We start from the raw sequence: 16332 nt of genomic DNA on the forward strand, positions 1-16332 counted from the left end.
TGGTACGAGGGCCTGCGTCAGCCGGTGCGCTTCACCGAGGCCGTCCAAGTAGCCCTCGAACAAGGCAGCACCACCCTCATCGAGGTCAGCGCCCACCCCGTGCTGACCATGGGCGTGCAGGCCATCGCCGAGGCCGCGGAACAGCCGGTCACCGTCGTCGGCACCCTGCGCCGCGAGGAGGACGAGAACGCCCGCTTCCTCGCGAGCGCCGCCGAACTCTGGGTCCACGGCACCGACATCGACTGGTCCGCCATCTACGCCGGGCGCCCCGTCAACCGCGTCGACCTGCCCCCGTACGCCTTCCAGCACCAGCGTTACTGGCTGGAGTCCAGCGCAACCACCGCCGATGTCAGCGGCGCCGGGCTGGCCGCCACCGATCACCCGCTGCTGGGTGCCGCCGTCAGCCTCGCCGCGGACGGCGGGGTCGTGCTCACCGGGCGGCTCTCCACCCGTACCCACCCCTGGCTCGCCGACCACGCCGTCGCCGGGACGGTCCTGCTGCCCGGTACCGGGTTCGTGGAGCTGGCGATCCGCGCCGGGGACGAGGTCGGCTGCGGGCACCTCGGCGAACTCACCCTGCACGCGCCCCTGGTCGTCCCCGCGGACTCGGGAGTGCAGGTCCAGGTGGTCGTCGGAGCGCCGGACGAGGGCGGCCTTCGCGAACTGGCGGTCTACTCCCGGCCCGAGGGGGCCGAGCACGACCATCCGTGGCTCCGGCACGCGGAAGGGCTGGTGAGTGAGGAGCCGGTCGATCCGGCTGCCGCGATCGACCTCACCGCCTGGCCGCCGCCCGGCGCCGAGGCGGTGGACGTGTCGGCCTTCTATCCGACGGCCGCTGCCGCGGGATACGGCTACGGGCCCGCCTTCCAGGGCCTGCGGGCCGTCTGGCGGCGGGGCGAGGAGGTCTTCGCCGAGGTCGCCCTGCCGGAGGAGGAGCATGCGGCGGCGGCCCGCTTCGGCGTTCACCCCGCGCTGCTCGACTCCGCCCTGCACGCCATCGGCTTCGGCTCCTTCGGCGGCGAACCGGCCGCGCTGCGGCTGCCGTTCGCCTGGACCGGTGTCTCGCTGTTCGCGGGCGGTGCCGAGCGGCTGCGGGTGCGGATCGCCGCGGCCGGGGAGGACTCCCTGAGCGTTCAGGTCGCCGACGTGACCGGCGCTCCCGTGGCCGCCGTGGACTCACTGGTGCTGCGGACCGTCACCGCCGACCAACTCGCCGCCTCCGAGGCGCCGGAGGCCGACTCCCTCTTCGTCGTCGACTGGATCCCGGTGCCGGTGCCGGACGGCATACGCGCGGACCGCTGGGCGGTGCTCGGCGACACGGTGCCGCTGCCCTCCGGCGCGGTCGCGCACCACGATCTGGCGGCGCTGCTGGCGGCCGTCGAGGCGGGCGCGCCGGCCCCCGAGGCGGTTCTCTGGTCGCCGCCCGCCCCAGGTGCCGGTTTCCCGGCCGACTCGGCTCGGCAGGTCACCGCGGACGTCCTCGCCCTCGCCCAGGAGTGGCTGGCGGACGAGCGGCTGGCGGACTCCCGGCTCGCCGTCGTGACCCGGGGCGCCGTCTCCACCGGCCGGGACGCCGACCTCACCGACCTCGCCGCCGCGCCCTCCTGGGGCCTGATCCGCTCCGCCCAGTCGGAGAACCCGGGCCGCTTCCTCCTGCTCGACCTGGACCCGGCGGAGGAACCCGACGGCGCCGCCGTCGCAGCGGCGCTCGCCGCCGCCCTGGCGGCCGACGAGACCCAGGTCGCCGTGCGCGAGGGCACCCCGCTGGTGTCCCGGCTGGTGCGCCCCGGAGGATCGGACGCCCTGGTCCCGCCCCCGGGCGCCGCCTGGCGGCTGGACACGGCCGCCTCCGGCACCCTGGACGGGCTGACCCTCCTGCCGTATCCGGAGGCCACCGCGCCGCTCGCCGCCGGAGAGGTCCGGGTCCGCGTCCGTGCCGCGGGCGTCAACTTCCGCGACGTCCTGATCGGTCTCGGCATGGTCCCCGGCCAGACCGTCATGGGCAGCGAGGGCGCCGGAGTCGTCACCGACATCGGGCCCGGCGTCACCCGGTTCGCCCCCGGCGACCGGGTCCTCGGCCTCATGGGCGGCGCCCTCGGCCCGCTCGCCGTCACCGACCAGCGGGTCCTGGCCCCCGTACCCGAAGGATGGTCGTTCGAGCAGGCGGCGTCCGTGCCGGTGGCGTTCCTGACCGCGTACTACGGCCTGGTCGACCTCGGCTCCCTGAAGGAGGGCGACACCGTCCTGGTGCACGCGGGCGCGGGCGGCGTCGGAATGGCCGCGATCCAGCTCGCCCAGCACTTCGGCGCCACCGCCCTGGCCACCGCCCACCCCGCCAAGTGGGAGGCGCTGCGCGGGCTCGGGCTGCCGGACGAACGGATCGCCTCCTCCCGCGACCTCGACTTCCGCGACACGTTCAAGTCGGCCACCGGAGGCTCCGGCGCCGACATCGTCCTGAACTCCCTGGCCCGCGAGTACGTCGACGCCTCCCTCGACCTGCTGCCGCGCGGCGGCCGGTTCCTGGAGCTGGGCAAGACCGACCGGCGCGACCCCGCCCGCGTCGCCGAGGACCACCCCGGTGTCTCCTACGCGGCCTACGACCTCGCCGACGCCGGGGCCGACCGCATCGGCGACATGCTCACCGACATCCTGCGGCTCTTCGCCACCGGAGCGCTCCGGCCGCTGCCCGTGACCACGTGGGACGTCCGCAGGGCCCCGGCGGCGTTCCGGCACATCAGCCAGGCCCGGCACACCGGCAAGGTCGTCCTGACCATGCCGCCGGTCCTCGACCCCGACGGCAGCGTCCTGATCACCGGCGGCACGGGCACCCTCGGCTCCCTCCTCGCCCGCCACCTGGTCGCCCGGCACGGCGTACGGAACCTGTTGCTCACCAGCCGGCAGGGACCGGACGCCCCCGGCGCCGGTGACCTCCGGGCCGAACTGGCCGAGCTGGGCGCCACCGCGGAGATCGTCGCCTGCGACACGGCCGACCGCGAGCAACTGGCCCGCGCCCTCGCCGCCGTACCCGCCGCGCATCCGCTCACCGGCGTCGTCCACGCCGCCGGGGTCCTGGCCGACGGTGTGCTCGCCGCGCACGGGCCCGAGACCCTGGCCCAGGTGTGGCGTCCCAAGGCGGAGGCCGTCATGCATCTGCACGAGCTGACCCGCGACCGCGACCTCGCCCTGTTCGCGCTCTACTCCTCCGCGGCCGGGATCGCCGGCGGCGCCGGACAGGCCAACTACGCCGCCGCCAACACCTTCCTGGACGCCCTCGCCCACCAGCGGCGCGCCCAGGGACTGCCCGCCCTCTCCCTCGTCTGGGGCCTGTGGGAGCAGGCCAGCGCCATGACCGGCCACCTCGACCGCACCGCCGCCGACCGGGCCCGCCAGAACGGACTGGTCAAGCCGATGGACAGCGACACCGGCCTCGCCCTCTTCGACGCCGCCCGCCGGCTGGACGAGACCCTGGTCCTCCCCGTCCGGCTCGACCTGCCCCTGATGCGGGCCCGCGCCCGCACCACCGCCGACGTCCGCCCCCTGTTCCGCGCCCTGGTCAAGGTCAGCGGGCGGAGCCGGGCCGCCGACACCCGCTCGGCCGCGGACGGCGCCGCCGCCCTCACCGCCGCCCTCGCCGGACTCAGCGCCCCCGAACGCGAGCACCACCTGCTGGACCTGGTCCGCACCCACGCGAGCGCGGTCCTCGGCCACACCGGCACCCGGGCCGTCGAGGTCAACCGGCCCTTCAAGGACCTCGGCTTCGACTCCCTGACCGCGGTCGAACTGCGCAACCGGCTCGGCGCCGCCACCGGCGTCCGCCTCGCCACCACCGTGGTCTTCGACCAGCCCACCCCGCTCGCCCTCAGCCGGCACCTCCTCGCCAAGGTCGCGCCGGACACCGACACCACCGCCGGACCCGCCGTCCCGGACCAGGAGACCGGGGACGCCGAACTCGGCCGCGCGCTCGCCGCCATCCCGCTCCACCGCCTCCGCGAGGCGGGCCTCGCCGAGACGCTGCTGCGGCTCGCCCGGGTCGAAACCGCACCGAACACCCCCAGCGACGACGACGGAACCACCGAAGCCATCGCGGACATGGAGGTCGACGACCTCGTCCGGATGGCCCTCGGGGATGCCGGCTCCGACTCCTGAGACGACAGACCCGAGAAGACGGAGGCGACATGACCACCGCGCACGGAAATGACAAGAACGACAAGGTCGTTGCCGCCCTGCGCGCCTCGCTGACCGAGGCGGAACGGCTGCGCAAGCAGAACCGGCAGCTCCTGGCGGCCGCCCGGGAGCCCATCGCGATCGTCGCCATGGCCTGCCGCTACCCCGGCGACGTCCGCTCGCCCGAGGACCTGTGGCGCCTCGTGGAGACGGGCACGGACGCCATGTCCGCCTTCCCCGCCGACCGCGGCTGGGACCTCGACACCCTCTACGACCCCGACCCGGACCGCCCGGGCACCTCCTACGTCCGCGAAGGCGGCTTCCTCCACGACGCCGCCGACTTCGACGCCGACCTCTTCGGTATCTCCCCGCGCGAGGCGCTGGCCATGGACCCGCAGCAGCGGCTGCTGCTGGAGACGTCGTGGGAACTCCTCGAACGGGCCGGCATCGACCCGGCCCGACTGCGCGGCCGACCGGTGGGCACCTTCGTCGGCGGCGGCCACTCCGGCTACGGCATCGGAGGCGCCCGCCTCCCCGAGGGCGCGGAGGGATACGCGCTGACCGGCAGCACCTCCAGCGTCATGTCCGGCCGCGTCGCCTACACCTTCGGCTTCGAGGGCCCCGCCGTCACCGTCGACACGGCCTGCTCCTCCTCCCTGGTCGCCCTGCACATGGCCGTCCAGGCGCTGCGCAACGGTGAGTGCGACATGGCCCTCGCGGGCGGCTCCGCCGTCATGCCCACCCCGTTCACCTTCGTCGAGTTCAGCCGTCAGCGCGGGCTGGCCGCCGACGGCCGCTGCAAGTCCTTCGCTGCGTCCGCGGACGGCACGGGCTGGGGCGAGGGCGCGGGCGTGCTGCTGCTGGAGCGGTTGTCGGACGCGCAGCGCAACGGCCACCAGGTGCTGGCGGTGGTGCGGGGTACGGCGATCAACCAGGACGGCGCGTCCAACGGCCTCACGGCGCCCAACGGGCCGTCGCAGCAGCGCGTGATCCGAGCCGCGCTCGACAACGCCGGGCTGACCGCCGTGGACGTCGACGCCGTCGAGGCACACGGCACCGGGACCACCTTGGGCGACCCGATCGAGGCCCACGCGCTGCTGGAGACGTACGGCCAAGGCCGCGAGCCGGAGCGGCCGTTGTGGCTGGGGTCGGTCAAGTCGAACATCGGGCACACGCAGTACGCGGCCGGTGTCGCGGGTGTCATCAAGATGGTGATGGCGATGCGGGCGGGGGTGCTGCCGCGCACCCTGCACGTCGACGAGCCGACCTCGCACGTCGACTGGACGGCGGGCGCCGTCGAACTCCTCACCGAAGGCATCGACTGGCCCGAGACGGGCCGTCCACGCCGGTCTGCCGTGTCGGCCTTCGGGATCAGCGGAACGAACGCCCATGTCGTGCTGGAGCAGGCGCCGGAGGTTGCGGAGGCGGTTGAGTCTGCGCCTCGGGTGGGTGGCGTGTTGCCGTGGGTGTTGTCGGCCGGTTCGGCGCAGGCGCTGGTGGCGCAGGCCGGGCGGTTGTCGGGGGTGGTCGCCGGGCTGGATCCGGTGGATGTGGGGTGGTCGCTGGCGACCGGGCGGGCCGGGTTGGCGCATCGGGCGGTGGTGTGGGGGCGGGACCGTGCGGAGTTGACGGCGGGGCTGGGCTCGGTGGAGTCCTCCGGTGGGACGGTGGACGGCCGCCTGGCGGTGCTGTTCACGGGGCAGGGGTCGCAGCGGGCGCGGATGGGGGCGCAGCTGGCGGCTGAGTTCCCGGTTTTCGCGCGGGCGTTGGACGAGGTCTGCGCCGGGTTCGAGGGGCTGCTGCCCGGGTCGCTGGCGGACGTGCTGACGACCGACACCGACCTGCTGGACCAGACCGTGTTCACGCAGGCCGGGCTGTTCGCGGTGGAGGTGGCCCTCTATCGGCTTGCCGAATCGTGGGGTGTGCGCCCGGACTTCGTCATGGGGCATTCCATCGGTGAGTTGGTTGCCGCGTATGTGGCGGGGGTGTTCTCGCTGGAGGACGCCTGTCGTCTGGTCGCGGCTCGGGGTTCGTTGATGCAGGCGCTGCCCGAGGGTGGGGCGATGCTCGCGGTGCAGGCCGGTGTCGAGGACGTTGTTGCGGACCGGGTTGACGTCGCTGCTGTCAACGGGCCCACGTCGGTGGTGGTTTCGGGAGCCGAGGCGGACATCGAGGAGGTGCGGGAGCGACTGACGGCGGCCGGAGTCAAGACGCGGCGGCTGGCGGTCTCGCACGCCTTCCACTCCTCCCTGATGGAGCCGTTGCTGGCCGACTTCTCCGAGGTGGCCGCGAGCGTCGACTACGCCGAGCCCCGCATCCCGGTCGTGTCGAACCTCTCCGGCCGGATGGCGGGCGAGGAGATCCGCACCCCCGAGTACTGGGTAGGGCACGTCCGTCAGACCGTGCGCTTCGCGGACGGGATGGCGTGGCTGGCCGGCGTAGGGGTGAACAAGTTCCTGGAGCTGGGCCCCGACGCCACGCTCACCGCGATGGGTGCCGAGAGCGTCGACGGGCTGTTCGTCCCGGCCACGCGCCGCGGCCATGACGAGGTGGAGACGTTCACGCAGGGCGTGTCCCGGCTGTGGGCGAGCGGCGTCGATGTCGACTGGGCCGCCCTCTTCGCGGACCGCAACCCGCACCGCGTCGACCTGCCCACCTACGCCTTCCAACGCGAGCGCTACTGGCTGGAGTCAACCGGCACCCCCGCAACGGAACCCGAGGACCCCGAGGAGATCCGGTTCTGGGAGGCCGTGGAGCGGGAGGACGCCGTCGCGGTCGCGGAGGCGGTGGACGCCGGTCACGACGGTACGGATGCCGCTCTGCGCGAGGCGCTGCCCGCGCTCGCCGCCTGGCGTCGGCGTCGGCGGGAACGGAGTGCGGTCGACGGACTCCGCTACACGGTGACGTGGAAGCCCGTGACCGGTACGGAGGTTACGGCCGCCGGGCGCTGGCTCGTCGCCGTTCCCGAGGCCCCCGCCGATCCGGCGTTCCAGGCCGCCGTCCTGGCCGCCCTCACCGCGGCCGGGATCGAGCCGGTCACCCTGACCGTTCCGCTCACCGGCACGGACTGGGCCGAACGGCCCGCCCAGGACGCCCCGTACACCGGTGTGCTCTCCCTCCTGGGCTGCGACCCCGCCGCCCTCACCCCCGACGCCGACGGGCTCGCGCCCGCCGTCACCGCCACCGTCGCCCTGCTGCACGCCCTCACCGCCGCCGGGGCCGACGCGCCCCTGTGGTGCGCGACCCGGGGTGCCGTCAGTGCCGCGCCCTCCGACGCCGCGCCCGACGCGGGCGGCGCCTCGCTCTGGGGGCTGGGCCGGGTCGTAGGGCTGGAGCTGCCCGATCTGTGGGGCGGTCTCGTCGACCTGCCCGCGACCTTGGACGAGCGGACCGGCCGGTTGCTCGCCTCCGCCCTGCGCGGCGCCGACGGCGAGGACCAACTCGCCGTGCGCTCCTCCGGGTTGCTGGCCCGGCGGCTCGTGCGGGCGACCGGTGGCACTCGGGAGGCGGGGGAGTGGCCGCCGCGTGGCACCGTCCTGATCACGGGTGGTACCGGCGCGCTGGGCGCCCACATCGCCCGGTCCCTCGCCGATGCGGGCGCCGACCATCTGCTGCTGCTCAGCCGGCGGGGGCCCGAGGCGCCCGGCGCCGACGCCCTCGCCGCCGAACTGCGCGCCGCGGGCACCCAGGTGACGGTCACCGCATGCGACGCCGCCGACCGGGACCGGCTCGCCGAGGTCCTGGCCGGCATCCCGCAGGAACTGCCGCTCACCGCCGTCGTCCACACCGCCGGAATCGTCGAGGACGGCGTGGCGGCCTCCCTCACCGAGGACGCACTGCGCCGGGTCCTGCGCCCGAAGACGGCCGCCGCCCACCACCTCCACGAACTGACGGCACATCACCAGCTGTCGGCCTTCGTCCTGTTCTCCTCCGTCTCCGGCACCGTCGGCACCCTCGGCCAGGCCGCCTACGCCGCCGCCAACGCCTCCCTGGACGCGTTGGCCGCGCGCCGCCGCGCCGCCGGGCTTCCCGCCACCTCCGTCGCCTGGGGGCCCTGGGCCGGAGCGGGCATGGCGGGGGAGCAGGTCGTGGAGAGCGGGGTGCGGCGCGCCGGCCTGGTGCCGCTGGACCCCGCGCGCGCCGTGGCCGCGCTGCGCCGGGCCGTGCTCGGCGGCACCGATCCCGCCGGCGCCGTCGCCGTACTGGACGTGGAGTGGGACCGCTTCGCCACCGCCTTCACCGGCAACCGCCCCAGCCCGCTGCTCGCCGACCTCCCCGACGCGCGCCGGGCCCTCGCCGACCGGGCCGCCGGCGGGGACCGTACGGCCGACGCCGACGACCTCGCCGCCCGGCTCGCCACGCTGCCCGCCCGCGACCGGGAACGGGCCGTGGTGGACGTCGTACGCGGCCATGTGGCCGGGGCACTCGGGCACGCCTCCGCCCAACGCGTCGACCCCGAACGGCCGTTCAAGGAGCTGGGCTTCGACTCGCTGACCGCCGTGGACCTGCGCAACCGGCTCATCGCCCACACCGGGCTGCGGCTGCCCACCACCCTCGTCTTCGACTACCCCACCACCACCGCCCTCAGCCGCCACCTCCTCACCCACCTCCTGCCGGAGACGGAGGAGAGCGGCAGCGCGACAACGGCCACGGGGCCGGGCGGCGACCTCGACGACGACCCGGTCGTCATCATCGGCATGGGCTGCCGGCTCCCCGGCGGGGTCGACTCGCCCGAAGCGCTGTGGGAACTGCTGGCCGAGGGCCGCGACGCCATCACGCCCTGCCCCGACGACCGCGGCTGGGACATCGAGGACTACTACGACCCCGACCCCGAGCGGCCCGGCAGCACCTACGGCCGCGCGGGCGGCTTCATGACCGGCGCGGACACCTTCGACGCCGGGTTCTTCGGGATCTCGCCGCGCGAAGCCCTCGCCATGGACCCCCAGCAGCGGCTCCTGCTCGAATCGAGCTGGGAGACCATCGAAGGGGCCGGGATCGACCCGCACAGCCTGCGCGGCAGCAGGACCGGTGTCTTCGTCGGCCTCGTCGCCTTCGACTACGCCGGCGCCTACGGCCCCGGACAGGAGGACCTGGAGGGCTTCCTCGGCATCGGCAACTCCGCGAGCGTGGCCTCCGGCCGGGTCGCCTACACGCTCGGTCTCGAAGGCCAGGCGCTCACCGTCGACACGGCCTGCTCCTCCTCGCTGGTCGCGCTGCACCTCGCCGCGCAGGCCCTCCGCAGCGGCGAGTGCTCGCTCGCGCTCGCCGGCGGTGTCACCGTCCTGCCCTCGCCCTCCATCTTCCTGGAGTTCAGCAGGCAGCGCGGGCTGTCCGCCGACGGCCGGTGCCGCGCCTTCTCCTCCGACGCCAACGGTTTCGCCCCCGCCGAGGGCGTCGGCATGCTGCTCCTGGAACGGCTCTCCGACGCCCGCCGCAACGGCCACCGCGTCCTCGCCGTCGTCAAGGGCAGCGCGATCAACCAGGACGGCGCCTCCAACGGCCTCACCGCCCCCAACGGCCCCTCCCAGCAGCGCGTCATCCGGGCCGCCCTCGACGGCGCCGGACTCACCCCCGCCGACGTCGACGCCGTCGAGGCGCACGGCACCGGCACCACCCTCGGCGACCCCATCGAGGCACAGGCGCTGCTCGCCACCTACGGTCAGGGCCGGGACGCGGACCGGCCGCTGTGGCTCGGCTCGGTCAAGTCCAACCTCGGCCACACGCAGGCCGCCGCCGGGGCCACCGGCATCATCAAGATGGTGCTGGCCATGCGCGAGGGCGTCCTGCCGCGCACCCTGCACGTCGCGGAGCCCACCCCGCACGTCGACTGGACCGCCGGTGACGTCGCCCTGCTCACCGAGCCGACGCCGTGGCCGGAGACGGGCCGGGTCCGCCGCGCGGGCGTCTCCTCCTTCGGGATCAGCGGCACCAACGCGCACGTCATCCTGGAGGCGCCGGAACCGCAGGACGCGGCCGGTGCCGTACGGCCGCCCCGCTCCGGCGAGCCGGTCTGGCGGGACGGGCCCCCGCCGTGGACCCTGTCCGCACGCGACGCCGACGCGCTGCGCGCCCAAGCCGCCCGGCTGGCCGACCACTTGGCCTCCGGTGACGACGACCCGGCGGACGTCTCCTACGCCCTGCTGACCCAGCGCGCCGCACTCGAACACCGCGCCGTCCTCCTCGGCCGGGACCGCACCGCCCTCCTGGGCGCCGCCCGCGCCCTCGCGGCGGATACGCAAGCCCAGACGCGCGGCACCTCGGCGGACACCGACGCCGCCGGTCTCGTCGTCGCCGGGCGTGCCACCTCCGCCGGCGGTGTCACGTTCGTCTTCCCCGGACAGGGCTCGCAGTGGCTCGGCATGGGCCGTGAACTCCTCGCCACCAGCCCCGTCTTCGCCGCCCGCGTCGCCGAATGCGAGGCGGCCCTGGCGCCGTACGTCGAATGGCGGCTCACCGACCTGCTCAACGGCCCCGCGCCGGGCTCCCGTTGGGCGGAGTGGACCGAGCACGTCGAGATCATCCAGCCCGTGCTCTGGGCGGTCATGATCTCACTGGCCGCCGTCTGGGAGGCCCTCGGCGTCACGCCCTCCGCCGTCATCGGCCACTCCCAGGGCGAACTGGCCGCCGCCGTCGTCGCCGGGGCGCTGAGCCTGGAGGACGGCGCCCGCATCAGCACCGCCCGCGCGGCGCTCGTCGTGCCGTTCCAGGAACGCGGCGGACTGGTGTCCGTCGCCGAGGGCGCCGAGGGAATCACCGCGCGGCTGGCCGCCCGGCACGGCACGCTCTTCGTCGCCGCCGTCAACGGACCCTCCTCCACCGTCGTCGCCGGCACCCACGAGGCGCTGGCCGGCCTCATCGCCGAGCTGGAGACGGACGGCGTCTGGTGCCGCCGCGTCGCCCACTCCTACGCCTCCCACTCACCCCACATGGAGGAGATGAAGGAGGACCTGCTCGCCGCCATCGGCACCCTCCAACTCCGGCCCGCCCGCGCCGCCTTCCTCTCCACCGTCACCGGCGGCCCTTACGACCCCACCGCCCTGGACGCCGCCTACTGGTACCGCAACCAGAGCGAGCAGGTCGCCTTCCGTACCGCCGTCGAGACCGCGCTCGACCTCGGCCACACCACCTTCATCGAGGTCAGCCCGCACCCCTTGTTCACCGCCGCCATCGAGGAAACCGTCGCCGCCGCCGACCGGTCCGCCGCCATCACCGGCACCCTCCGCCGCAACGAAGGCGGACCCGACCGGTTCGCGACCGCCGCCGCCACCCTCTGGGCCGCCGGAGCCGACATCGACTGGACCACCCTGCACACCGGCCGCGCCCCACGCCGCGTCGACCTGCCCACCTACCCCTTCCAGCGACGCCGCTACTGGCTCACCGCCCTCGCCGGCGCCACGGGCGATCCCTCGGGCCTGGGCCTCACCGACACCGGCCACCCCCTGCTCGGCGCCGTCGTCCACCCCGCCGACGACGACACCCTGCTGCTCACCGGCCGGCTCGCCGCCCACGGCCACCCCTGGCTCGGCCAGCACCGGGTGCTCGACACCGCGCTGCTCCCCGGCTCGGCCCTGACCGAGCTCGCCGTCCGCGCCGGGGACGAAGCGGGCTGCGGCCACCTGCGCGAACTCGTCCTGCGCAGCCCGCTGGTGCTGCCCGAGCGGGGCGGCGTACGGCTCCAGGTCACCGTCGGTGCCCCGGGCGCCGACGGCGAACGCACCGTCGCGATCCACTCCCGCCCCGAGAGCGGCCCCGACGACGAGCCCTGGACCTGCCACGCGGAAGGAGTCGTACGCCCCGAGACCGGCACCGAACCGGAACCGGCGGGCCTCACCGCCTGGCCGCCGCTCGGCGCCGAACCCCTCGACGCCACCGGCTTCTACGACTCCGCCGAGGCCGCCGGATACGGCTACGGCCCCGCCTTCCGCGGCCTGCGCGCGGCCTGGCGGCTCGGCGAGGAGATCTACGCCGACGTAGCCCTCCCCGACGCACTCCGCTCCGAGGCCCAGCGCTATGGCCTCCACCCCGTCCTCTTCGACGCCGCCCTCCACGCGGGCGGCCTGACGCAACCCACCGAGCCCACCGCCACGGCCCCGGCGTCCGGCGTCACCGCTGCGGCCTCGGCCTCCGGGGTCACGGCCCCGGCGTCCGGCACCATCGCCCCGGCCCCGGCCCCCGGCACCACCGCCCTGCGGCAGCCCTTCGCCTGGACCGACGTACGCCTGCACGCCACCGGTGCCACCGAACTCCGCGTCCGCCTCACCCCCGCGGGCCCCGACAGCACCCGGATCCTGCTCGCGGACCCGGCGGGCCGTACCGTCGCCGAGGTCGCCGCACTGGTCCAGCGCACCGTCGATGCCAAGCAGCTCGCCGCCGCGGCCACCACCGACGACGCCCTCCTCCACATCGAGTGGACCCCGCTGACCGAGCCGGAAACGACCCTGCCCGGCGACGAGTTCGCCACCTGGGCCGTCCTCGGGGACGACCCGCTCGACCTCGCCGCCACCCTCCAGGACGGCGGCCACCCCGTCAGCGACCACCCGGACCTCGACGGCCTCCTCGCCGTCCTCGACGCGGGCGTACCCGCACCGGAGTGGGTCCTGCTCCCCGCCGCCACCCGCGACCCGGCCGCCCCCGCCCCCGCGATCCACGCCGAGGAGGACCGTGCCGCGGCCCTCCTGGACCGCTGGCTCGCCGACGAACGACTGACCGACATCCGGCTGGCCGTCGTGACCCGCGGAGGCGTCGCCACCCAGGGTTCCGGAACCGCCGCGACCGACCCGGCGGGCGCCGCCGTCCACCACCTCGTCCGCCGCACCCAGGCCGAACACCCCGGCCGCGTCGTCCACCTCGACCTGGACGCCGCCCCGGACCCGGACCTGCCGCACGCCCTGCGCACCGCCCACGCCGCCGCGGAACCGGCCCTCGCCCTGCGCGACGGCACACTCCTCGTACCGCGCGCCCGCCGCCTGCCCCTGCCCACCACCGAGCAACACCCGCCCCTGAACGGCACCGTGCTGCTCACCGCCGCAGGCGACGGCGCCCCCGCCGCGGCCCTCGCCCACCACCTGGTGACCGAACGCGCCGTCCGTACCCTGCTCGTCGCCGCCCCCGCCACCGACCCCCTCACCGAACTGACCACCGCCCTCGACGGCGACCTGCTCCGCAGCCACGGGGTGACCCTGCGACGGGCCACCGGCGACCCCACCGACCGCGGTTGGCTCGCCGGACTGCTCGACACCCTGCCCGCCGAGCAACCGCTCACCGCCGTCGTCGACACCGCGGCCGACCCCACGACCACCCTCCACCTGCACGAACTGACCGCGGACCGCGCCCTCCAGGCCTTCGCCGTACTCGCCGCCGCACCCGACGCCCGCCTCACCGCCCTGGCCCACCACCGCCACGCCGCCGGACTCCCCGTCGCCCTCGTCACCAGCGCCCCCTGGGACCGCCGTACGAAGGCACCCGCGGCACCCGAACCGGACCCCGCTCCCCAAGCCGTGCCCCCGTCCGGCGCCCGCGTCCTCGCCGCCGCCCTCCACCTCAGCCTGCCGCCGCTCGTCACCACCCGGCTCGACCCGACGGACCTGCGCCGCCACGCCGCCGCCGGAACCCTCCCCCCGGAACTGCGGGAACTCGTACCCGCCGGCCCGACCCGCCGCCGCGGCGCCGCGGGCGCGGCCCAGGGCACCGACCCGGACGGCGGCGACGCCCTCCTCACCAGGCTCGCCGGCCTCACCGCCGACGAACGCCTCCGCCACCTCACCGACCTGGTACGCCGGGAAGCCGCCGCCGTCCTCGGCCACGACTCCCCGGACGCCGTCGACGCCCAACGGCAGTTCAAGGAAGTCGGCTTCGACTCGATGATGTCCGTCCAGCTCCGCAACCGCCTCGGCGCCGAGACCGGCCTGGACTTCCCGGCCACCCTCGTCTTCACCTACCCCGCCCCCGCCACCCTCGCCGCCCACCTCGACGAACGGCTGCGCCTGGCCGACAGCGGCCCCGCCACCGACCGCACCGACCGCGTCCTGGCCGAGATCGAACGGCTCGACACCGCCCTCGCGGCCGTCGAGACCGACCTCACCGACCACGCCGCCCGCGCCCGCGTCGTCAAGCGGCTCCAGTCCGTGCTCTGGCGATGGACCGGCAACACCACACCCACGGGCGACAGCCCCGGCGAGGGCGTCATCGACGACACCGCCCTCGACTCCGTCACCGACGACGAGATGTTCGACCTGATCGACCGCGAGCTTGGAGCCTAGGAGTAACCGAGATGCCGACCAACGAAGACAAGCTCCGCGAATACCTCAAGCGCGTCACCGCCGACTACTCCCAGGTCCGGCAGCGGCTGCGCGAACTCGAGGCCAAGGACCAGGACCCCATCGCGATCGTCGGCATGGCCTGCCGCTTCCCCGGCGGCGCCGCATCGCCCGAGGAACTGTGGCGCATGGTCTCCGACGGCGTCGACGGCATCACCCCCTTCCCCACCGACCGGGGCTGGGACGAGGACCTGTACGACCCCGACCCCGACGCCTACGGCAAGAGTTACGTCGTCGAGGGCGGCTTCCTGCACGACGCCGCCGACTTCGACCCCGAGTTCTTCGGCATCTCACCGCGCGAGGCGCTGGCCATGGACCCGCAGCAGCGGCTCCTCCTCGAAGCCTCCTGGGAAGCCATCGAACGGGCCGGTATCGTCCCCGCCGCCCTGCGCGGCACCCGCACCGGCGTCTTCGCCGGAGCCGTCGCCTCCGACTACGCCGCACGCCTCGACTCCGTCCCCGAGGAGATCGAGGGTTTCCTCGTCACCGGCAACATGACCGCCGTCGTCTCCGGCCGCGTCTCCTACGTCCTCGGCCTGGAAGGCCCCGCCGTCACCGTCGACACCGCCTGCTCCTCCTCCCTCGTCGCCACCCACCTCGGCGTCCAGGCCCTGCGCAACGGCGAGTGCGACTACGCCCTCGCCGGCGGCGTCACCGTCATGCCCACCCCGTCGGGCTTCATCGGCTTCAGCCGCCAGCGCGGCCTCGCCCGCGACGGCCGCTGCAAGGCCTTCGCGGCCGACGCCGACGGCACCATCTGGTCCGAGGGCGTCGGCGTCCTCCTCCTGGAACGCCTCTCCGACGCCCGCCGCAACGGCCATCGCGTCCTCGCCGTCATCCGCGGCTCCGCCACCAACCAGGACGGCGCCAGCAACGGCCTCAGCGCCCCCAGCGAACTGGCCCAACGCCGCGTCATCCAGCAGGCCCTGGAGAGCGCCCGCCTCACCCCGCGCGACGTGGACGCGGTGGAGGCCCACGGCACCGGAACGACACTGGGCGACCCGATCGAGGCGCAGGCCCTGCTCGCCACCTACGGCCAGGGCCGGGACGCCGACCGGCCGCTGTGGCTCGGGTCGATCAAGTCGAACATCGGCCACTCCGGCGCCTGCGCGGGTGTGGCCGGCGTCATCAAGATGGTGATGGCCCTCCGCGAGGGCGTCCTCCCACGCACCCTCCACGTCGACGAGCCCACCCCGCACGTCGACTGGACCTCCGGCGACGTACGCCTGCTCACCGAGCCCCGCGAGTGGGTCGCCCAGGGCGACCGGGCCCGCCGGGGCGCGGTGTCGTCCTTCGGCGTCTCCGGGACGAACGCGCACGTGATCCTGGAGGAGGCGCCGGCCGAGGCCGAGCCGGGGCCGGTGGTGGCTTCGGGGCCGGAGGGGTTGTCGGGGTCGGCGGTGGTGCCATGGTTGGTGTCGGGGCGGACCGCTGGGGCGTTGAGTGCGCAGGCGGGGCGGTTGGCGGGGGTGTCGGGTGAGCCGGTGGATGTGGGGTGGAGTCTGTGGGCTTCGCGGTCGGCGCTGGAGCATCGGGCGGTGGTGTGGGGGCGGGAGCGAGCCGAACTGACGGCTGGGCTGGAGGCGTTGGCCGCGGGTGCTGTCGCGGGTAACACGGTGTCGGGTACGGCTGTGGCGTCGGGTGCGCCGGTGTTCGTGTTTCCGGGGCAGGGGTCGCAGTGGCTGGGGATGGGACGGGGGTTGCTCGATTCCTCGCCGGTGTTCGCGGCACGGATTGCTGAGTGCGAGGCGGCGCTTGGGCCGTATGTGGACTGGTCGTTGAGCGAGGTGCTCAAGGGAGACGACGACGCCTGGATGGAACGGGTGGACATGGTCCAGCCGGTGCTGTGGGC

General features: G+C 75.0%; 3 protein-coding genes. All 3 read left to right on the forward strand.

The features are described from left to right. On the forward strand, positions 1-4146 hold a 4146-nt coding region (locus ACWD1Z_RS35185), incomplete at its 5' end, for an SDR family NAD(P)-dependent oxidoreductase (protein ID WP_451124620.1). Between the two features lie 29 nt (positions 4147-4175). Continuing rightward, positions 4176-14423: a type I polyketide synthase gene (locus ACWD1Z_RS35190; protein ID WP_451124622.1), complete on the forward strand. Its 10248-nt coding sequence runs from the start codon at positions 4176-4178 to the stop codon at positions 14421-14423. 11 nt (positions 14424-14434) lie between these two features. Further along, positions 14435-16332: type I polyketide synthase (locus ACWD1Z_RS35195; protein WP_451124624.1), on the forward strand; the 1898-nt coding region annotated here is incomplete at its 3' end.

The organism is Streptomyces sp. NPDC002784 (assembly GCF_053592135.1).

Bases quoted from the DNA above. Each gene is read 5' to 3' on its own strand.
- ACWD1Z_RS35190 (WP_451124622.1), top strand. From the start codon at position 4,176: ATGACCACCGCGCACGGAAATGACAAGAACGACAAGGTCGTTGCCGCC.